This window comes from Rhizobium sp. GW821-FHT14E12 (assembly GCF_058803745.1).
This window is the reverse complement of the sequence record NZ_JBXAPH010000010.1, coordinates 169,245-189,222: the sequence shown is the minus strand read 5'-3', so window position 1 is coordinate 189,222 and position 19,978 is coordinate 169,245. Positions and strand designations below refer to the sequence as shown.

15 protein-coding genes and 1 pseudogene are annotated in these 19,978 nt (G+C 60.7%); 7 read left to right on the top strand and 9 right to left on the bottom strand.

The window, feature by feature from the left end; all coding sequences use genetic code 11:
• Positions 1-559, bottom strand: a pseudogene (locus AC1RO0_RS27580) (IS5 family transposase); the annotation flags it as partial.
• 265 nt (positions 560-824) lie between these two features.
• On the opposite strand from AC1RO0_RS27580, the gene AC1RO0_RS27575 reads away from it, so the two are divergent.
• The 6 genes from AC1RO0_RS27575 to AC1RO0_RS27550 all read left to right on the top strand — a co-directional run bounded on the left by AC1RO0_RS27575 (position 825) and on the right by AC1RO0_RS27550 (position 7,680).
• The gene (locus tag AC1RO0_RS27575; RefSeq protein ID WP_498595739.1) at positions 825-1,778 is read left to right on the top strand and encodes a sugar phosphate isomerase/epimerase family protein; all 954 of its coding nucleotides are present in this window, start codon (positions 825-827) and stop codon (positions 1,776-1,778) included.
• Positions 1,779-1,836: 58 nt separating this feature from the next.
• A complete protein-coding gene (locus tag AC1RO0_RS27570) occupies positions 1,837-3,069 on the top strand; it encodes an ABC transporter substrate-binding protein (protein WP_498595738.1) in 1,233 nt (410 codons plus the stop codon).
• 69 nt (positions 3,070-3,138) lie between these two features.
• Positions 3,139-4,026, top strand: a complete 888-nt coding sequence (locus tag AC1RO0_RS27565) for a carbohydrate ABC transporter permease (protein WP_498595737.1) — start codon at positions 3,139-3,141, stop codon at positions 4,024-4,026.
• The gene (locus tag AC1RO0_RS27560) at positions 4,026-4,910 is read left to right on the top strand and encodes a carbohydrate ABC transporter permease (protein ID WP_498595736.1); all 885 of its coding nucleotides are present in this window, start codon (positions 4,026-4,028) and stop codon (positions 4,908-4,910) included. The genes AC1RO0_RS27565 and AC1RO0_RS27560 overlap by 1 nt, the downstream gene beginning before the upstream one ends.
• Positions 4,911-4,914: 4 nt before the next feature.
• The gene (locus AC1RO0_RS27555) at positions 4,915-5,997 is read left to right on the top strand and encodes an ABC transporter ATP-binding protein (protein ID WP_498595735.1); all 1,083 of its coding nucleotides are present in this window, start codon (positions 4,915-4,917) and stop codon (positions 5,995-5,997) included.
• 30 nt (positions 5,998-6,027) lie between these two features.
• Entirely contained in the window at positions 6,028-7,680 is a 1,653-nt protein-coding gene (locus AC1RO0_RS27550) for a GMC oxidoreductase (protein WP_498595734.1), read from the top strand.
• A 76-nt stretch (positions 7,681-7,756) separates the two neighbouring features.
• Here the strand turns inward: AC1RO0_RS27550 and AC1RO0_RS27545 are convergent, their stop codons facing one another.
• The 8 genes from AC1RO0_RS27545 to AC1RO0_RS27510 all read right to left on the bottom strand — a co-directional run bounded on the left by AC1RO0_RS27545 (position 7,757) and on the right by AC1RO0_RS27510 (position 18,835).
• Positions 7,757-9,961 carry a M48 family metalloprotease gene (locus AC1RO0_RS27545; protein WP_498595733.1) on the bottom strand — a complete coding sequence of 735 codons (2,205 nt, stop codon included), beginning with the start codon at positions 9,959-9,961 and terminating at the stop codon, positions 7,757-7,759.
• 136 nt (positions 9,962-10,097) lie between these two features.
• On the bottom strand, positions 10,098-10,586 hold the full coding sequence (locus AC1RO0_RS27540) for a lysozyme inhibitor LprI family protein (RefSeq protein ID WP_498595732.1): 489 nt from the start codon (positions 10,584-10,586) through the stop codon (positions 10,098-10,100).
• 101 nt (positions 10,587-10,687) lie between these two features.
• Entirely contained in the window at positions 10,688-12,622 is a 1,935-nt protein-coding gene (locus AC1RO0_RS27535) for a beta-galactosidase (RefSeq protein WP_498595731.1), read from the bottom strand.
• Entirely contained in the window at positions 12,622-13,713 is a 1,092-nt protein-coding gene (locus AC1RO0_RS27530) for an ABC transporter ATP-binding protein (RefSeq protein ID WP_498595730.1), read from the bottom strand. The genes AC1RO0_RS27535 and AC1RO0_RS27530 overlap by 1 nt, the downstream gene beginning before the upstream one ends.
• Before the next feature lie 5 nt (positions 13,714-13,718).
• Positions 13,719-15,809 carry an alpha-galactosidase gene (locus AC1RO0_RS27525; protein WP_498595729.1) on the bottom strand — a complete coding sequence of 697 codons (2,091 nt, stop codon included), beginning with the start codon at positions 15,807-15,809 and terminating at the stop codon, positions 13,719-13,721.
• Positions 15,806-16,657 carry a carbohydrate ABC transporter permease gene (locus AC1RO0_RS27520; RefSeq protein WP_183687572.1) on the bottom strand — a complete coding sequence of 284 codons (852 nt, stop codon included), beginning with the start codon at positions 16,655-16,657 and terminating at the stop codon, positions 15,806-15,808. The genes AC1RO0_RS27525 and AC1RO0_RS27520 overlap by 4 nt, the downstream gene beginning before the upstream one ends.
• On the bottom strand, positions 16,657-17,475 hold the full coding sequence (locus AC1RO0_RS27515) for a carbohydrate ABC transporter permease (protein WP_498595747.1): 819 nt from the start codon (positions 17,473-17,475) through the stop codon (positions 16,657-16,659). Before AC1RO0_RS27515 ends, AC1RO0_RS27520 begins: the two co-directional genes overlap by 1 nt.
• Before the next feature lie 169 nt (positions 17,476-17,644).
• The gene (locus AC1RO0_RS27510; RefSeq protein WP_498595746.1) at positions 17,645-18,835 is read right to left on the bottom strand and encodes an ABC transporter substrate-binding protein; all 1,191 of its coding nucleotides are present in this window, start codon (positions 18,833-18,835) and stop codon (positions 17,645-17,647) included.
• Positions 18,836-19,037: 202 nt separating this feature from the next.
• Between AC1RO0_RS27510 and AC1RO0_RS27505 the strand changes: the two genes are divergently transcribed.
• Positions 19,038-19,952, top strand: a complete 915-nt coding sequence (locus AC1RO0_RS27505) for a helix-turn-helix domain-containing protein (RefSeq protein WP_498595728.1) — start codon at positions 19,038-19,040, stop codon at positions 19,950-19,952.
• The last annotated feature ends 26 nt before the right edge of the window (positions 19,953-19,978 follow it).

The window sequence follows — 19,978 nt, the reverse complement described above, 5'->3', positions numbered from 1 at the left end:
TCGCCCGCATTCTGATCGGTCATGTTTTGAGCGATGATTTCGCCAGTGTCGGCGTCCAGCGCAAGGTGCAATTTGCGCCAGCGCCGACGGGATTTAGCACCGTGCTTCTCCGCCAGCCACTGGCCGGCGCCATAGATTTCGAGCCCCGTGCTGTCGATGAGGATGTGAACTGATCCCGTTTTAGCAATGCTACGACCATCTGGCCTGTTCGTCGATCGCCAGTCCGTGCCCGCCGGCTCAGCGTGGTGTGATCGGGCACGGCGAGATCCAACCCCATCAATTTGAGCGCTGACACCAGCAAGCCCTCCATCTGTCGCAGACGCAGGCCGAACACCAGGCCCAGCGTCAAGGCGGTCTCGATCGCCAGATCAGAATAGCGAAGCTGGCCGCCGCGTGTCGTCCGCTTCGGCGCCTGCCAGGACGACAGCGCTTCCGGTGTTATCCAAAACGTCAGACTGCCGCGACGGCGAAGGCCGGCTTCGTATTCTGCCCAGTTCGTCACCTTGAACTTCATCTTGCCGATACGATGGCGGCGGGCGGCATTGTGTTTGAAGGGCATAGTGGTGGCACGAGGCTGAGGCGATCGCAGCCGATTATCCCATCATCGATAAACGATCCGTGCACCAACGCCCTACTGAAGGGTTACGGCAATCACAGTCAATTGGCAAACGATTGCCAAAAATTACTTGCATAAAAAAACGACTTGGCTACTATCTGGGCACGGCAAACGATTGCCATTTGCAGTGCATTGAAATTATTCGGATAATTTACTGCGGACCCCGCTTCCGCAAGCGATTTCCTATGCCTGGAGAACGGATAGCGTCATGACTTCAACCGAACGGCTTCGCTTTGGTGTCGATCTCGTCACCTTCTTCCACCCCGGTTTCTGGGGTGTCGAGGATTATGACGGCATCATCGCCTTGTCCCGCAACGAACCCCGCGCCTTCTGGGACAAGATTCTCGACAGCGTACAGGCCTCCGGCGTCACCGGTGTGGAGCTGACCTTCTCGCCTTTCAACTGGCAGGACGCGACGAAGACCTATGGTTCGGTCGAAGCTTTCGCCGGCGAACTCTCCAAACGTGGGCTGACGCTGGCGAGCGGCTTTTTCGCCGAACTTGAAGCCGCCGGCGATTTCACGGAAGGCGCGGCGCAGGCTGCCATTATCGACAAGGCCGAGAAGTATGCCGAATTTCTAAAAGCCTGCGGCAGCGACATCATGGTCATCGGCGGTCCGTTGCGGCAGACGCTTGGCGCTCAGCCGGTACGGTTTTTCGATTTCGAACAGGCGCGCAAGATCGCCGATTTTCTCAACCGCCTCGGCGCGGCCCTTTACGCCAAGGGCGTTCGGCTGGCGATCCACACGGAGGCACACTCGATCTTTGCGTCCGCACGCGATGTCGATCTGCTGATGCTGCTGACCGACCCGGCCTATGTGCATATGTGCCCTGATACGGCGCACATCATCGTCGCGGGGTCCGACCCGATCCAACTCGTCGACCGCCATCATGAGCGTGTTATCATCGCCCATTGGAAGGATGCGCTCGGGCCAATGCCGGCCGACACCCCGATCGACAAAGATATCCATGATCGCCACCGCCCCTATTTCTGCGGTTTCGGCCTTGGCCGCGTCGATTGGCCGGGCTGGATCCGGCTCTTGCGCGATCGCGGCTACCAGGGCTGGGCCATTCTCGAACTTGACGCCGCACCCGATCCGATCAGTGACATCGCAAACGGGCTGACGCTCGTCCGGCAGGCGCTCTTGCCGATCTACCGCTGAATTTCATAAACCTAGAACCAACGGCCCCGCCAAGAGGGCCTTTTGAAGAGGTGGAACAATGAAGAATAAAGTGAAACTGCTATTGGCGGGCGCCGCGCTTTTTGCGGCCCTCGCTCCGGCCCATGCGGAAGACAAGCCCAAGGTTGAGGTGATGACCTCCTGGACCTCCGGCGGCGAAGCAACGGCCCTCGACGTCATCAAGCAGGAATTCGAAAAGCGCGGCGGGGTCTGGAAGGATTCCTCCATCGCCGGCTTCGGCGCCGCCGATGCCGCCTTCCAGAACCGCCTGGTGGCAGGCGATCCGCCGACCGCCAAGCAGAGCGTGCTTGGTGTCGCCAACGCCGATTTCGTCAAACAGGGCCTTTTGAGCCCGATTGGCGAGGTGGCGAAAGCCGGCAAGTGGGCCGATGTGCTGCCGAAATCGATCTATGACCTGCTCTCCTATAACGGCGAGGTCTATCTTTCCCCAACCGGCGCCCATGGCGAAAGCTGGGTGTTCTATTCCAAGGACACCTTCGCCAAGGCCGGCATAACCGAAGAGCCGAAGAGCTGGGACGAATTCTTCTCAGCGCTCGACAAACTCAAGGCGACCGGCGTGCAGCCAGTCGCCTGGGGCGGCCAATCCTGGCAGGAATCCAAGGTCTTCAACATGATCCTGCTGACCCAGGTCGGCATTGACGGCTTCCTCAAGATCTATGCCGACAAGGACAAGGGTGAAGCCTCCACCGCCGGCGTGAAGAAGACCCTCGATATTCTCGGCAAGCTGCGCGCCTATGTCGATGAAGGCGCGCCGGGCCGCAACTGGAACGACGCCACCGCCATGGTCATCACCGGCAAGGCCGGCGTGCAGTTCATGGGCGATTGGGCCAAGGGCGAGTTCATCGCCGCCGGCAAGGAAGCGGGCAAGGATTACGGCTGCATGCTCGCCCCGCAATCGCCGGGCATGGTCTATGTGGCCGACTCCTTCTCCTTCCCCAAGCTCACCGATCCGGCCGCCCAGAAGGGTCAGGCACTGCTTGCCGAAGTCGCCATGGATCCGGCTGTGCAAGTCGAGTTTTCGCTGAAGAAGGGCTCCGTGCCGATGCGCACCGATGTCGATAAATCGAAGCTCGATGTTTGCGCGCAGAAGGGCCTGGAGTTGATGAGCGAGGGCAAGATCGTGCCGGATCAGGCGCTGATCCTCTCGCCGCAGCAGGCCGGTGCGCTCAATGACTTTGTCGACGAATTCTGGAGCAATCCTTCCGAGGATAGCGCCTCCGGCGCCGAGAAGTTCTTCGCGATCTTTGAATAGAGCCGTGCAGCGGGCCGGTTGGAAAGAGAAATCCGATCGGCCGCGCATTCCTTTTGAGAAAGTTTGCTGATGCAAGCCAAGCGCAGACGTTCCCCCGCTGCGACCATCGCGCTCCTGCCGACCTGGATCGCAGCGATCTTCATCTATATCGGCACCATGGTCTGGTCCGTGAGGCTGTCGTTCACGGATTCGACCATCTTTCCATCGTCCAACTATGTCGGCTTTGCTCAGTATGCGAAGCTGTTCCGGATGTCGAGATGGCTCGCATCCCTGGAAAATGTGCTGATTTTCGGCGTGCTTTATGTCGTGGGCTGTCTGGCGCTGGGCTTCGTGCTGGCGGCCTCGCTTGACCGCAAGGTACGCTTCGAAGCCGTGTTTCGGACCATCTTCCTCTATCCCTACGCCATGTCCTTCGTGGTCACCGGCCTCATCTGGCAATGGATGCTGAACCCGACCTTCGGCATTCAGGCGAGCGTGCGGGCGCTCGGCTGGCAGAGCTTCGCATTCGATTGGATCGTCAGTCGCGACATGGCGATCTATACCGTCGTCTTCGCCGGCGTCTGGCAGGGAGCGGGCCTCGTCATGGTGATCGCACTCTCCGGCATGCGCGGCATCGGCGAGGAGCAATGGAAGGCGGCACAGATCGACGGTATTCCTGTCTGGCGCATCTACCTGTCGATCATCCTGCCTCAGCTGGGGCCGGCGCTTGCGGCATCGAGCATGCTGCTCTCCATGGGCGTCATCAAAACCTATGACCTCGTCGTGGCGCTCACCGGCGGCGGACCAGGCTTTTCGACCGAAGTGCCGGCAAAATTCATCATGGACAATCTCTTCGAGCGTCAAAATCTCGGCCTGGCGAGCGCAGGCGCCACCGTGCTGGTGCTCTCCGTCGTCATGGCCGTCGCCCCGTTTCGCTATGCGCTTTACATGCGCGCCAGAAGAATGGGAGCGCACTGATGGCAGCCCTTCGTCCAAACGGCCCCAAACCATCCCGGCTGACGGTCGGCCGCATCGGGCTTTATGCGTTCCTGATCTTCTCGGCGCTATTCTTCCTGCTGCCGCTCTATACGATGCTGGTAACGTCACTGAAGACGATGGAGGAGATCCGTCAGGGCCGCATCTTCGCCCTTCCCGGCGCTCTCGATTTCAACGCCTGGAAAACCGCATGGTCGGGCGCCTGCATGGGCACGCAATGCCTCGGCGTGCGCCTCGGCTTCTGGAACTCGGTGAAGATCACCGTGCCGGCGGTGGCAATTTCCGTCTTCATCGGCGCGATCAACGGCTATGCCCTCTCCTTCTGGCGACCAAAAGGCTCAGGCTTCCTCTTCGGATTGCTGATGGCCGGCGGGTTGATCCCCTATCAGATCTTCCTCTATCCGCTGGTCCGACTGCTCGCCAATCTCAGCCTCTATAATTCGGTGGCGGGTGTCGTCCTCGTCCATGTGATCTTCGGGCTGCCTTTGGTCACGCTGCTCTTCCGCAACTATTTCGTCGCGATCCCCGAAGAACTCTGCAAGGCCGCGCGCGTCGACGGTGCCGGCTTCTGGCGGATCTTCTTCGAGATCATGTTGCCCATGTCGGTCCCCATGGTGATGGTCGCCTCCATCTTTCAGTTCACCGGCATCTGGAACGACTTCCTGATTGGCCTCGTCTTTGCCGGGCGGGACAATCTGCCGATGACGGTTCAGCTCAACAATATCGTCAACACCACCATGGGCGAGCGCGCCTACAATGTGAACATGGCCGCCACCATCCTGACGGCCATCGTTCCGCTCGCCATCTATTTCTTTTCCGGCCGCTGGTTCGTGCGCGGCGTGGCCGCTGGCGCAGTGAAGGGATAATTCGATGCAATCCGCTGTTTCCGTCAAGGATCTGAAGATCGCCTATGGCGATCATACCGTGATCGAGAAAATGTCGATCGATATCGCCCCGCGCGAGTTTCTCGTGCTGCTGGGACCGTCCGGCTGCGGGAAATCCACACTTCTGAACGCCATAGCGGGACTACAGGACATTACCGGCGGCGAGATTTCGATATCCGGCAAGAACGTCACCTGGGAGGAGCCGAAGGATCGCGGCATCGGCATGGTGTTCCAGTCCTATGCGCTCTACCCGCACATGACGGTGAAGAAGAACCTCTCCTTCGGCCTGCGTGTTGCGGGCCTTCCCAAAGCTGAAATAGAAGCGCGCATCGCCCGCACCGCATCGCTTCTGCAGCTCGAAAAACTTCTCGATCGCCGCCCGTCGGCACTGTCCGGCGGTCAGCGCCAGCGCGTGGCGATCGGCCGTGCGCTGGTGCGCCAGGTCGATGTCTTCCTGTTCGACGAACCTCTCTCCAATCTCGACGCCAAGCTGCGCAACGAATTGCGCGTCGAAATCAAGAAGCTGCACCAGAGCCTTGGCAACACCATGATCTATGTGACGCATGATCAGGTGGAGGCGCTGACCCTTGCCGATCGCATCGCCATCATGCGCGACGGCGTAATCCAGCAGCTCGGCAGCCCGTCCGAGATCTATCATCGCCCGGCCAATCTTTTCGTTGCCGGCTTCATCGGCGCACCGGCAATGAACTTCATCGAAGGCGAGATCGCCTTCAAGGCAGGCACTCCCATCTTCGAAAGCAACGGGCTCGAAATCGACCTCTCCGACTATCCCCTTCTCGCAGCTCCCGAAGCAGGCCCGGCCACCCTTGGCGTTCGGCCGGAGCATATTGCGCCCGATGGCAAGGCGAAGGGCTGGCCCACGATCCCGGGCGTCGTCTCCGTCGTCGAACCGATGGGGGCCGATGCAGTGATCTGGTTCGATTGGGCGGGACAAAGCCTTTCCTACCGGATCATGGGTGATGCGACGCTCGATCCGGGTGCGGAAATCGCGCCTGGGCTCGATATCGCCAAGGCCTCTCTCTTCGGCGCGGACGGCGTGCGCCTCTAACACTGCTTTCAGACCATACGGAAATTGCTCATGTCTCAGACTATCTATGATGCGCTGGTGATCGGCTCCGGCGCGGCGGGCTCTTTCGCCGCCAAGGAATTGACCGCTCAAGGGCTTTCGGTGCTGCTGCTTGAGGCAGGGCCTGCCGTTTCGCATAGGGATTTCGATCCATCCCGAAAGAAGGAGCCGGCCAGCAGTATCAATATCTGGGAACGCGCTCGCGCCACGCTCAAGGGCCAGCCCATTCAGGCGCGCGCAGCCTTCTTTACCGAGCGCTTCAGCCACTTCTTCGTCAACGATCGTAAGAATCCCTACACGACACCGAAGGATGCACCGTTTCTCTGGATTCGTGGCCGTCAGAGCGGTGGGCGCCTGCACAGTTTCGGCCGTGTCCTGCTGCGCTGGACCGACGATGATTTCAAGATCCAGTCGCGAACCGGCAAGGGCGTCGACTGGCCGGTTTCCTACGACGAGCTGGCGCCCTACTACGCCGAAGTCGAATCCTACCTCGGGCTCTATGGCAACAAGGACGGTGTCGAGACGCTGCCGGATGGCGTCTATGCCCATCCGGCACAATTGACGCCGGCCGAGGAGACCTTCAAGACCGAGGTGGAAGGCCGCTGGCCGGAGCGGAGCGTCGTCTCCTGGCGCTATATCGCACCGGACGCCGAGCGCACGCCGAAGCCCCTGCGCGAGGCGCTGGCGACTGGCCATCTTACAGTCCGTCACGACGCCATCGTTCGCCGCATCACGACGGACGAGGAAAGCGGCCGAGCGACCGGCGCGGAATTCATCGATCGCGTCACGGGCGAGATCGAGACTGCGCGCGCCGCGCTGGTGGTGCTTTCGGCGTCCCCGATCGAAAGCGTGCGGCTGCTGCTCAATTCGGCATCGCCTAGGCATCCCGACGGGCTGGGCAACAGCTCGGGGACGCTCGGTCGCTATTTCATGGATCAGCTGCCTTGCCTCGCCTTCGGGTCCTTCCCGAAAGCGAAAGGCTGGGCGGCCGACACTTCCGCGCCGGCCGACCCGTTCTACAATCCCTCCGGCGGCATCTTCATTCCGCGCTTCGGGGCAAACGATGCCTCTCGCGGAGACTTCGACTATCAAGGCAGCGTCGGCCGCGCGCCGACACCGAATGACCAGCCTTCCCGGCTCGCCTTCTTCGGCTTCGGCCGGATGCTACCCTATGCCGACAACCGCATCACGCTCGACAGCAAGCGCAAGGATGCCTGGAATATTCCAGTTCCGCATATCCGTTGCGTCATGGGTGAAGAAGAACACGCCCTGCTGCGCCGTCAGGAAGAAACCCTGATCGAGACGGTACGCGGCGTCGGCGGCGAGCTGGAGTTCATCGGCTCGCCTACCGGGCTCAAGGAGATGGGTCGCGGCGCATTCCCCGACGCCGATGCCTTCAGCCGTTTCATGTTCCGCAAATGGTTCCGCAAGACCATGTGCATGGGAGCCGCGATCCACGAGACGGGCGGCGCCCGGATGGGGACATCCGAAAAGGATTCCGTGCTCAATGCCTATAACCAGAGCTGGGACGTTCCCAATCTGATCGTAACGGATGCCTCCGCCTTCCCCGGCAGTGGCATTGCCGGCACGACACTGACGGTCATGGCGCTGACGATCCGCGCTTGCCGGAATGTCGTGAGCAGGTATCGGGCTGGGCAATTGTGATTGCGCGTGCAAAACGGTCGCGACATTGATGCTCGGCCTGGTGGTCAAATTTGAGATGATTGTCCCAGGGAACGCATTATTGATCTACGTTTTCGTCAGCGTTCGCGACCTGGATCGACCCTGATGCAGCGGCGGCCAATTCCTGGCGGGCATAGGCAGCATAAAGATACCGGCCAACGAGCCCGCTGAAGTCCGCCGGTTTCATGCCTCTGATCCCCATGGCGCCCAATGTGACGACACCCCGTCGATGGTCGACCTTGCTATAGAGCGCTCGCCAGTCCTTCTTGGGAGCGGTTGTGTCTGGGTGGAGCCAGAGGCGCAGGGAGAATCGAGTCGATGCGTAGACCGCGTATTTGGCAATTTCCGTCCAGGCAATGGGTCTATCCAACCGCGGCGAAACCAGTCCATCCGGGTTCAGCACCATCAGTGGTCTTGCCGCTCTGCGATGGAGAAAAACCGCATAAATGGTGGCTGCCGCAGCAAATGTACCGGTGACGACAGCCATCATCATCTGCCCGAATGGGTCATAACCGAGACCTGCCTGTGCGGAAAACACGACAACCGACAGGCCAAATGCGCCGAAAATCCCCGCCACGATGCCCATCGTCCAGATCATCGGCTTGACGTTGTCATAGACAACGGTCACGTCGGCGACATCCGCGACGACCTTTTCAAGGGCTTCACGACGAAGGGCACGCGCCTTGCGCGCGTCATCGAGAAAATCCTGGCTTAGACGGCGGCACAAGCCTGTCCAATCCGGAAACAGCTCATGCACGAAGGATCGAACGCCCTGCTCCGGCCGACGCGTCGCTCTTCTCAGAAGATCGTCATCAAGGCGGACGCCCAGGGCCGATATGCGCCGGCTCGTCGGCGGATGGCTGTCCGTCGGGTGTGGTTGCCGGTCTTCAAGAAGTGGAACGGGGTCGTTCCATCCTTCCGCGCGGACAAGCTCCGTCGTCTGCGCGACGAGATCGTGCAACCCATCACTATCGGATTCTGCGTGGGCTCGGTCGAGAACATAGGTGACGGCAGGCGCGATAACACCCGTGCGGATCAGCGCCGAGGCGGCGTCTGCCGGCGTGCCGAGCAGACTGCCCATGCGGTCAGCTTCGAATTCTCTTAGCCGGCTCCAGTGCCAGACCGCGTGATCGAACTGCTGAATGGCATGAAAGCCGAGCTTAACCGCGGGGTATAAAACGAAACGACCACCGTCGACCCGTTTCAGTGCCGTCAGCGCACGCCAGAAACCTGCGTAGATGGGGGCGAACCGTTGACTGTAGCGGGTGTCCTCGCCGGAAAAATGCGCAAACTCATGGCCGATGATGGTTGTGATTTCGGCCCGGTCGAGCAGATCGAGATAGGGCGCGGGCAGATAGAGCGACCGTCCGGTCAGCAACCTGTCTTCCGGCCACAGACGCACCTGGCTTTCGGTAACAAAAAAGCCTTCGGTAAGGCCGACGATAATCGTGTCGGGTAGCAGGGCATTTTGCCGGTCGGCCAAGCTGCGGGCAAAACGCCAAAGCTCCGGTGCCTCCGCTTCGCCAACGGCTCGCCCCGAGACGTCAAGAGGCTCGGGCATGAACAGCGCAAAGACATCCCGCAGTCCGCGCACGGCCATGAAGGCGCTATAGGCCGCCACGACGGCCAGAGCCAAGGCGGCGACAAAAAGCTTGGCACTTCCCGTCGTCAAGTCCGCCCAGAGGCCGATGCTGATCGCCTCGAACAATATCGCCGCGCTTACGCCGATACAAAACCCGATCACCACCATTGCCAGAATAAACGGCAGAACAGATCCGAGACGTTGAAAGCTCTTGATCAACTGGCGCTGGGAGCGTCGCGCCCGCAGCCCGCTGATGGTCGCGGTGACGAGACCGGCGGCGCCGCCTATAAATGCAAGAACCGCTCCGCCGATCGTCACCCAGACAAGTGGCTGGCGAATCCGGGAGATCTCAAGATCCTCGGCGGCTTGAGAAAGGGCGGCCTCGATCCGTGAAATGGCAACCAGCGCGGAGAGGTGGATCGGCCCGCCATCTCCCTCAAAGGTGAGACTGGCATTGGGATTGGTTGCCGTGATTTCCTTTACCTGGGCAAGGGTCGTCGAGACTTCGGCCGAAGAGCGACCCGAGCTATCAAGGGTTTCGGCCGCACGCTGCGCCTGCCAGAGTCCCAGAGTGGCTAGCGCAATGGGCACAAGAAGAACCCACACGACCAAAACCAAACTCGCGCGGAGATCGATCTTGCGGTTGTCGTTCGCGCCGCCGCTGGTTCGGGTCACATTCATCTCGCAGGATGCTCCATCCCAATTCACGGCGACCAAAGCCTTGCCGCGAGGTTTTCTACCATAGCGGTATCGACTTCCCCACCGAAAACATCAGCGTTCAGCGGGTTAAGCGACGCGGCGGTCGCAACGCTTTTCACTAGGGGCCATCAATGTCCAGCACCCGAACGTAGCGCTCCAAAATCAAGGCGCGTTCCTTGGTCAGAGCCACTTCCGCATCCGCCTCCATCGGCGCATACATGCTACCGTTCCGGGTCTCAAAGAGGCTTTCCCGCGCCTTCGCTTCCAGATCGCGATAGGCGATCCAACTGCGCTGCGCGGTCTTGAGATCCTGTGCCGCCGATGACGGAAGCTCCTTGAGGAGTGTGGAATAAGCGAGATTCATCCGCTTGTCGTAGGATGCGAGCGCTTTTGTTTCGCAGGCCGTCTGGTCGCCCGTCGATCCATTGTTCGGATCTTGCAGACAGAGATCAAGGCTGCGGTCGGTTGGGTCTTTCAGGTCTGCGGCCAGTGCCGGAAGAGATACGAAAGCGGCCAGCAAAACTGCTGCAAAGTATTTCGGTACAGACATCATGGCGGAATAACCGAAGCGAAAATGCTTGTAACGGTGCAGTCGTCCTTCCTCCATGCCATTCCATCGCAACAAATGAAATAGCTTTTCGTCCCGGCATGGGGCCACGGCGGCGAAACCGCCGCCGTGCCGTCACGCGTTGAAAGCCAGCCTGGCGTCTATTTCCAGGCAGAAAGAGAGAACGGAGCGATCTCCCGCCCACCGAGCACAAACTCCCGCTCTCCGGGAATTGTCCACGCATCCGGCCCGTAATTGAACGCGAATGTCAGCTTGCCGGCACGGCGAAGACGGATGAAATCGGGTATCGCCGTGGTTTGCAGGCCGAGGCTGGAAGCGAGGTAGGACATCAGATTGCCGAGGAGGGCACCGTCCGCCCAGCAGGCCAGGTAGAGATATCGCCCCTTCGACACCAGCGCCGGGCCGCCATCTTCGAACGTCGCCATGACATTCGCATCCGACTGCGTCTCGATATGCTCCCGCCATCTCGTCGCCTGACCGTTGACCGCTCCGGCCAACGAGGTGCTGAGCCCCGGCCGCAGCGAAGCGACCTGCGTGATCCTGACACCGGTGAGGTCACCGATCGGTCCCGGCGGAAGATTGGCCGGAATGCGGAAATTGCGATCACGCGAACCGGTGCGCGGACCGAAAAGGACGGTCCCATCAGCCTGTTCGAATGCGGCCAGAGCCACGTCGGAGACATGCATCAGGCAGGGAACGAGAACAAGCTTGTAGCCTTTCAGCGACTGGCCCGGACGGACGAAATCGACGTCGAGCCCGAGCTTCCTGACCGCCTCGTACCAGCGGAAGGCAAGCTCCTCGTAGCGGAAATCCTTGCCCTGCGGCTGGATGACGGCAGACCAGTAGCTTTCGTAATCGTAGACGATTGCGACAGGTGCCTGAGCGGCCTCAGGCAACGGGCCGACGGCCTCGATCTCACGACCGACGATTTCAGCTTCCTTGCCGCCCGGCGAAAGTTCGTCGAGACCGGGCAGGTTCAGGCCGGCATGCATCTGCTCCTGCGCGAACGGCGCCTGACGCCAGCGGAAATAGCTGACAACCTCGGCTCCGTGGGCGAGACCTTCCCAGCTCCACAGGCGCACCATTCCCGGCTTAGGCACAGGGTTCCACGGCGCCCAGTTCACTGGCCCCGGCTGCTGCTCCATGATCCAGAACCGGCCATTGCCGACGCCCCGGTAAAGGTCGTGATGGAAGGCCGCGATGTCGGGGTGGGATGTCTCCGCCCAGCGCACGCGCTCTTCCTCGCTGAAGGGAAACTTCTCGACAAAGCCGATCGGATAGGAATCCCAGGAGGCCAGGTCCAGGTTCTCGGCGACCTTCCAGTGATCGAAGTCGTTGACGAAGCCCATGAAATTATGGGTGATCCAACGGTTCGGGGAATACTTCCGGATGATGTCGCATTGCATGCGGTCATAGGCGGCGATCTGGTCGGAATGGAAGCGCCAGAAGTCGAGCCGGACGGCGGGATTGGTCTCCGTCACGGTCAGGTTCGGCAGCACGACATCCTCGAAGCTCTGGACTTCCATCGACCAGAAGACGCTGCCCCAGGCCTCGTTCAATTGCTGCGCCGACTGATAGCGGAGGCGAAGCCAGCGGCGAAACGCCTTCAGATCTTCGGCACCCCAGGAAAGGCTCGTATCGTGGCATCCGTATTCATTGTCGGTCTGCCAACCGACAATAGCCGGATGCTCGCCATATCGCTTCGCGACGACCTCGACGATACGTTCCGACTCCTTCCACCAGACGTCCGAGGAGAAGGTATAGTGACGGCGCGAGCCGAAGCCCCGCACCCTGCCCTGCTCGTCAACCGGAGCAATCTCCGGATACTCGTCCATCAGCCATTTCGGCGGCGTTGCGGTCGGCGTGCCGAGCACGACCTTCAGACCGGCGGAGGCCAGCGTGTCGATCGCCCGATCGAGCCAGCCGAAATCGAAGGAGCCGCGCGTCGGCTCCAGGCGCGACCAGGCGAACTCGCCGATGCGGACATGAGAGATGCCAAGCGCCCGCATGCGACGCGCGTCTTTTTCCCACCAGCTCTCGGGCCAATGTTCCGGATAATAGCAAACGCCAAGCATTATTTCGTCAGATCTCCGTTGAGGATGGCATTGCCGGCGTCGTCGAACAGATGGCAGGCAGCCGCAGGAATATGGATGGAGAAATCGTCGCCGGGCTTGGCCTGTGCCAAGCCGTCCGCCTTCACCGCAATCTCGGTGCCGTCGGCAAGGGCGATGTAGAACATCGTTTCCGATCCCAGATATTCGGCAAGACGCACCTTGCCTTGAAGCGTCGCGTCACCGCCTTCGCTTCGATCGAGGTGTTCGGGGCGGATGCCGAGGGTTACCGACTGTCCTTCCTTCACCGAACCGCCTTGCAGCGTGATCGACTGGCCGCCGGGAAGATCGACCTTCACGCCGCCTTCGACCGGTGACGCCTTGGTCTTCAGGAAATTCATCTTCGGCGATCCGATGAAGCCGGCGACGAAGATGTTCTTCGGGCGATGGTAAAGCTCCAGCGGCGACCCGACCTGCTCGACCAATCCACCCTGCAGCACGACGATCTTGTCGGCCATGGTCATGGCCTCGACCTGGTCGTGGGTGACGTAGATCATCGTCGTGCGGATATCCTGATGCAGCTTGCTGATCTCGGTGCGCATCTGGACCCGGAGCGAGGCGTCGAGATTGGACAGCGGCTCGTCGAAAAGAAACACCTGCGGATTGCGCACGATAGCGCGGCCGATGGCGACGCGCTGGCGCTGGCCGCCCGAAAGCTGGGACGGCTTGCGGTCGAGCATGGGCTTCAATTGCAGCATCTCGGCAGCGGTTGCCGTGCGACGGGCAACCTCATCCTTGGAATGGCCGGTCATGCGCAGGCCGAAGCCGATGTTCTCCGCCACGGTCATATGCGGATACAAGGCGTAGCTCTGGAACACCATGGCGACACCGCGCTCGGCGGGGCCGACCCTGGTCATGTCATTGCCGCCGATCTTGAGCTCGCCGGAGGAAATATCCTCCAACCCTGCAATCATGCGCAGAAGCGTGGATTTGCCGCAGCCCGACGGCCCGACGAAGACGCAGAACTCGCCATCCTCGATCGCCAGATCGACGCCCTTGATGACGCTGGCAGCTCCGAACTGCTTGGTCACACGGTTAAGCGTTACATTCCCCATGAGACTTAGTCTCCCGTCACTGGTTCGAATTCAAGAAGAAGCCCGCTCTCGGGCCGAAGCATCGGCAGCGGTAAGCCGACATGCCGGAGCGTATCGAGGCTGAAGGTCAATTCGCCGTTCAGAAGCCGCTGTTGTCCTTCCGATATCCGGATGAACTCCGGCTCGGCGGGATGGATCGCCTTCACACGCCATTTGCCGGCACCGTCACCGCTCACCGGCAGGCGAACCGGTGCCGGCTGCTCACCGACCATTTGCGGGCCTTGCGCGACGAAGGCCACGATACGGCTCTCGTCCGCAGCACCCCAGACGTAGCGACCATCAAGCGGCGACAGGCGGAACTGCTTGCCGGGCGCATGCAGAAGCGGGCGCAGGCTCTTGTGGAGCGCGATCCAGCCTTCGAGCTCCTGCTTTTCCTCTGCTTCGAGGGTCAGCGGGTTGAGTTCGACGCCCAGATGATAGGCGAGCGCGACGAGTGCCCGAAAGGAAAGCGTCAACCTGCGGCCGGTCTGGTGGTTCGGCGATGCGGCGATGTGTGCGCCGAGAAGTTCGGGCGGAACGAACTGCGAGGCTCCATGCTGTATTTCGAGCCGCTCAAAGGCATCGGTGCAATCGGAGGTCCAGACGCGATGCGTATGCCGGAGGACGCCATAATCGATGCGCCCACCACCCGATGCGCAGCTCTCGATCTCAACCGCCGGAAACGCCTGCCGGATCCTGTCCATCAGGGCATAGACCGCGCGTGTCTGCTGCGCGGTACGGGCACGGCCATCGACACCGCCCGCATGGGTCAGGTCGCGGTTCATGTCCCATTTGATATAGGCGATCGCATGCTGGGAAAGCACGGCTTCCATGCATCTGAAGAGATAGTCGCTGACTTCCGGGCGCGTCAGATCCAGCACAAGCTGGTTTCTCGACAGAAGCAGCGGACGCCCTTCGACCTGCAGAGCCCAATCGGGATGGGCGCGAAACAGCTCGGACTCGGGATTCACATTTTCAGGCTCGAACCAGAGGCCGAATTCCATGCCGAGCGAGGTCACATGATCGACGAGCGGCTTCAGGCCATCAGGATACTTCCGCTCGTCGATGAACCAGTCGCCGAGGCTGGTGGTATCGTCGTCGCGCTTGCCGAACCAGCCGTCATCAAGAACGAAGCGCTCGATGCCGACAGCCGCCGCCGCACCCGCCTGAGCCTTCAGGGAGTCCATGCGATGATCGAAATAATTGCCTTCCCAGGTGTTTAGCGTCACCGGCCGGGGCTTCATCTCGCCGCCGGGCCAGGCAATCACGCTCTCCCGCACGAAGGCATGGAAAGCTTCGCTGTCAGGGCCGGCAAAGGCTGTCGGGCTGGCGTAGGTTTCACCGGTTGCCAGGCGTATTTCGCCCGGCTCGAACAGCTCGCCGAGATGCACCAGCCTGCGCCCGTCATCGAGCGTATCGATCGCCATCAGGTGATTACCGCTCCAGCCGAGATGGAAGCCCATCCGCTCGCCACCGCATTCGAGGAAAGCGAAGGGGAAGCGGTCATGCGAGGTGCGCCCGCGCCGGCTTTCCTGCATCCAGAGCCCCTCGCCAATTGGCGTGTAGCGCGTCTGGAATTCTCGACCCCACATACCCGTAAAGGTGGTCAGCTCAGTCGCACCGGCAGGCATCAGGAAGCTCGCCGCCATGCAGCGGTCGAGGGTATAAATGCTGGAGCCGAGGTTGGTCAGGGACGTCGAAATCGACAGCACTTCGGCGGAGCCTGCCTCGATGCAGATCCGCAGCCCGATTTCCGCAACGGGATCCTCGGCTTTTAGAACGACACCGGAGTCGATCTCATCGGCCTGCCAGTTCCCGAATTCGAGGATGAACGCCCGCCCGTCGCGGTGTCCTGAGATCGCCGGCCAGCCGAAAAAGCCGAGCCCGCCGACAGGCAAGAGAACATTCGACGGCACGGCGATATCCATGCCGTTGACACGGCTCGAACGCGGCACGTCGGCCCAGAATTCCGGCGCAAGCGCGCCACGGCCAAAGCCGAGAATCTCCGGCATGCCGCGTTCCGGCAGGCCGAGCGCCAGCGACACCGCGCCTGCTTTGGCAATAACAGTCTTGCTCATCCCTTGGTCGCTCCGAGAGTGAGGCCCGCAATAAAGTGCCTCTGCATGAAGAAGAACATCAGAACCGGCGGCATGGCAGCGACGATGGATCCCGCCGACACCAGATGCCACGCGGCAACCCACTGCCCGTTGAGGGAATTAAGGCCGGCGGTAACTGGCATGGCGCTCTGTCCCTGAACAAGCACGGTCGCCCAGAAATAGTCGTTCCAGACGAAGGTGAAGATCAGCACCGACAGCGCCGCGATTGCCGGACGCATCAAAGGCAGCACGATATGGACGAAGATACGCCATTCGGAAACACCCTCGACGCGCGCCGACTCGATCAGCGCAAAGGGCAAGCCCTTGATGAAATTGCGCATGAACAGGGTGCAGAAACCCGTCTGAAACGCAACGTGGAACAGCACCAAGCCGGTCACGGTATCGTAGAGGCCCATCTTGAGCGTCATGTCGCGAACCGGAACCATCAGGATCTGGAACGGAATGAAGTTGCCGGCAACGAAGATGAAAAACAGCGCCAGGCTTCCCTTGAAGCGGTAAACAGCGAGAGCGAAACCGCAAAGGCAGGACAGCCCAACCGCGCCGATGACCGTCGGGATGGTGATCTTGAACGAATTGAGAATGTAGTGACCGATCGGCGAGTCCCGGAAAACAGCGGTGTAGTTTTCCACGCCGGCAAAGCCCGAGGGAATGCCGAAGTAATTGCCGGCCGCCAGATCCCCCGATGGCCGGATCGAGGTGACCGCGACGCCGATCAGCGGCAGCAGCCAGATGATCAGCGCGATCGGCAGGATGATCTGGTAGGTCGTGGACACCCATGGTGCCGATTTCTGGACAGGTGTTGGAAACATCAGGAATTCCTTTCCTGTCTCAGCATGCGGATGAGAAAGAAGGTGATGAAGATCATCATGATCAGGAAGAGCACGACCGCGATGGCGGCGCCATATCCCATCCGGAAGCCGTATTCGGAGAGCGCTTCCTCGTACATGTAGTACGACAGAACCCGGCTCGATCCGTAGGGACCGCCGGCCGTCATGACGGAGACGAGGTCGAAGGACCGAAGCGCGCCGATGACCGTCACCACCACCGCGATGAAGGTGGCCGGCCGCAGCTGCGGCAGGACGATGTTCCAGAACAGGTGCCAGCCTTTGGCGCCATCCATGCGTCCGGCTTCGATCTGTTCCGAATTGATGTTGTTGAGGCCCGTCAGATAGAGGATCATGCAATAGGCGATCTGCGGCCAGAGGCCGGCGGCGATAATGCCGTAAGTCACCAGGCGCTCATCCGCGAGGATGGCGATCTGCGTTCCCGTCAAAGCCTCCGTCAGCACCGAGAACAGCCCGAAATTCGGCGCGTAGAACCAGGTGAAGATCAGGCCGACGACGACCTGGCTGATCACGAAGGGGAAGAAGAACAGCGATTTATAGATGCGGATGCCGGCAACGGTCTGGTTCAGGAACAGGGCCGCGGCGAGGCCCGCCGGGACCGCCAGCAGATAGAGGACGAGCCAGATGATGTTGTTTTCCAGCGACGTATAGAAGGCGTCGTCGGAGAAAAGCTCGACGTAATTTCCAAGACCGATCCAGGTTTTTGGCCCCAGACCATCCCAGTCGTGAAAGCTGATCCATACGGACTGGAAGACCGGGAGGATCACATAGACCAGGAACATCAGGGCGCCCGGTGCAAGAAAGAGCCAGGGTGCGAAGGTCCGCTGATTGCGTTTCCAGAACCCCGGTAGAGCGGTGCTGCTCGTGCCCACTGTCTGCTCCTATGCAAATGCGAGTAAGAACGCTGCCGGACGTCGTGAACGTCCGGCAGCGGGTCATTGTTGGAATGGGCTATTTGTAAGCGCGGGCGCGCACCTTATCGAGGCGTGCCAGGATCGCGTCGAGCTTGTCGGGCTTCACCATGAATTCCTGGAAGCCTTCCATGCCGGCCTTGGCCATGTCAGCCGGGGCGTCGCGGTCGTAGAACTGCGAGAGAGCCTGAGCCTTCGACACCAGCTCGAAGCCGGCCTTCAGGAACTTGTCGTCCGCAGGCGTCGACTGGTTGTTGACGGGCAACTGGCCGAGGGTCGCATTCATTTTCGTCTGCGCTTCCGGGGATGCCAGATAGGCGAGGAACCTCTTCGCGTCTTCCTTGTTCTTCGCACCCGACGGGATGTGGAAGGTGTCGAGCGGCGCTTCCTCGGCGGCAGGCAGGCCAGCCGTGATTTCCGGGAATGGCAGGAAGCCGATCTGGTCTTCCTTCAGCCCGCCATCCTTCATCGGAGCGACGGCGAAGTTGCCCATGAGATACATGGCCGCCTTGCCCTGAACGAACTGCGGCATGGCATCCTGCCAATCGAGCGCCGCATGGTTCTCAAGGAAATAGCCAGGCTTCACCAGCTCTGCCCACTTGGCGAACACGGCCTTCACCTTTGGATCGGTATAGGGCACCTTGCCGGAGGTCAGGTCCATGTGGAACTGGTAGCCGTTGACGCGCAGATCGAGATAATCGAACCAACCGGCCGTCGGCCAGAGTGCCTTGCTGCCGATCGTAAACGGCGTGATGCCGGCGCTTTTCAGCTTGGCGCAGGCGGCCAGCAGCTCGTCCCAGGTCTTCGGCGGCGTAATGCCCTTATCCTTGAAGATGTCGGCGCGGTAGTAGATGCCCCACTGATAGTAGGTGTAGGGAACGCCCCACTTCTTACCGTCGATGGTCATCGATGCCGCGGCGGACTTCAGCTGGTCGTTCAGGCCGTTTGCAGCCCAGACGTCGCTAACATCTTCGAAAAGCCCTGCCTTGACGAAAGGCTCCATGCGGTTGCCGGCGTACCAGGCAACGACATCAGGCGGCGTAGCCGTGAGAAAGTTGCGGATCGCGGACTTATAGCCTTCGTGATCGAAATTGTTCCACTTGACCTTGATATCAGGGTTTTTCGTCTGAAAGTCCGCAATCAGCTGCTCCATTGCCTTTTTCGGCACAGGATCCGACTGGTCGGAATTGAGAACGATTTCACCGGCGCAAGCCGCCGAGGCGACCAGCATGTAGCTCAATGCGATCGAGCCGAGATTCTTCAAAAGGGTCACGTATATCCTCCACTGACCTGTTGCGGCGCGAAGCGCCAGCGCGCACATCGCCCCCAATGTGCGGCGTTGATATTCATCATTCAAATTCGTAGACCTCTACCGCCATATTAAAGTTCGTTTCCGGTTTTCTAAGATCGCGACCGCAATGGAGACTCTTGCAATGCTGATCGAAGACGAGTCAGTTCCAGTTCACGATGGCCCGACGCGCCATCCCCTCGTCGTCTTCGGCGATCATCGCTTCTGTGCCGGCGAACGGTTGGACGTGCGGCGAATGAGTGGTCCGCACATGCACAGCCAGGTGGAGCTCAACTATGTCCTGGACGGCCGTATCACATATTGGTTCGACGGCCGCAGGCTTCAGATCTCGCAAGGGCAGCTCTGCCTTTTCTGGGGAATGATCCCGCACCAGGTCGTCGATGTCACCGAGCCGGCGAATTTCGTCTGTCTCTATGTCCCCATGTCCGTGCTCGTCAACTTGCACAGCATGGGCGCCTTTCGCGACGCCGTCTTCCGTGGCGGGTTGATAGAGGCACTGAGCGTCAGGGCACACGACCGCGATGTTTTTCTGAAATGGCGCGAAGAGCTGCTATCGGGAGATCCGGAGCTAGAGCAGATCGTCCGTGACGAACTTGTCGCCCGCATACGCCGGATTGCACGAGAGGGCTGGCAGGACTTGCGGGAACAGGGCTCCGCCATCGAAGCCTCGCGCAACCAGGATCCCGATCGCCTGCCGAGGGTGGAAAAGATGCTCCGCTTCATTGCCGAACGCGCGCTGGGCGAAATATCGGCCGTTGACGTCGGATCGGCTGCCGGACTGCATCCCAACTACGCCATGTCGATCTTCAAGAAGACCGTGGGGCTGACCGTCAATCAGGCGATCACCCGCCATCGGCTCGACACCGCCCAGTCTTTGCTGATCTCCAGCGACTTGCCAGTGGCCGCGGTCGCATTCGAATCCGGATTTGGCTCTCTGTCACGATTCTATGAAGCCTTCGAAGAGCGCTTTTCCACGACGCCGGCCAAATATCGCAGCGGCTTCGGTCTGGTGACGACAAAGGGAGCTTCAGTGGCCTAGCATCGCCATTTTGCACTTGGGGCCTG

Coding starts and splice junctions, on each gene's coding strand:
- AC1RO0_RS27575 (WP_498595739.1), top strand. CDS start 825: ATGACTTCAACCGAACGGCTTCGCTTTGGTGTCGATCTCGTCACCTTC.
- AC1RO0_RS27570 (WP_498595738.1), top strand. CDS start 1,837: ATGAAGAATAAAGTGAAACTGCTATTGGCGGGCGCCGCGCTTTTTGCG.
- AC1RO0_RS27565 (WP_498595737.1), top strand. CDS start 3,139: ATGCAAGCCAAGCGCAGACGTTCCCCCGCTGCGACCATCGCGCTCCTG.
- AC1RO0_RS27560 (WP_498595736.1), top strand. CDS start 4,026: ATGGCAGCCCTTCGTCCAAACGGCCCCAAACCATCCCGGCTGACGGTC.
- AC1RO0_RS27555 (WP_498595735.1), top strand. CDS start 4,915: ATGCAATCCGCTGTTTCCGTCAAGGATCTGAAGATCGCCTATGGCGAT.
- AC1RO0_RS27550 (WP_498595734.1), top strand. CDS start 6,028: ATGTCTCAGACTATCTATGATGCGCTGGTGATCGGCTCCGGCGCGGCG.
- AC1RO0_RS27545 (WP_498595733.1), bottom strand. CDS start 9,961: ATGAATGTGACCCGAACCAGCGGCGGCGCGAACGACAACCGCAAGATC.
- AC1RO0_RS27540 (WP_498595732.1), bottom strand. CDS start 10,586: ATGGAGGAAGGACGACTGCACCGTTACAAGCATTTTCGCTTCGGTTAT.
- AC1RO0_RS27535 (WP_498595731.1), bottom strand. CDS start 12,622: ATGCTTGGCGTTTGCTATTATCCGGAACATTGGCCCGAGAGCTGGTGG.
- AC1RO0_RS27530 (WP_498595730.1), bottom strand. CDS start 13,713: ATGGGGAATGTAACGCTTAACCGTGTGACCAAGCAGTTCGGAGCTGCC.
- AC1RO0_RS27525 (WP_498595729.1), bottom strand. CDS start 15,809: ATGAGCAAGACTGTTATTGCCAAAGCAGGCGCGGTGTCGCTGGCGCTC.
- AC1RO0_RS27520 (WP_183687572.1), bottom strand. CDS start 16,657: ATGTTTCCAACACCTGTCCAGAAATCGGCACCATGGGTGTCCACGACC.
- AC1RO0_RS27515 (WP_498595747.1), bottom strand. CDS start 17,475: ATGTTCCTGGTCTATGTGATCCTCCCGGTCTTCCAGTCCGTATGGATC.
- AC1RO0_RS27510 (WP_498595746.1), bottom strand. CDS start 18,835: ATGCTGGTCGCCTCGGCGGCTTGCGCCGGTGAAATCGTTCTCAATTCC.
- AC1RO0_RS27505 (WP_498595728.1), top strand. CDS start 19,038: ATGCTGATCGAAGACGAGTCAGTTCCAGTTCACGATGGCCCGACGCGC.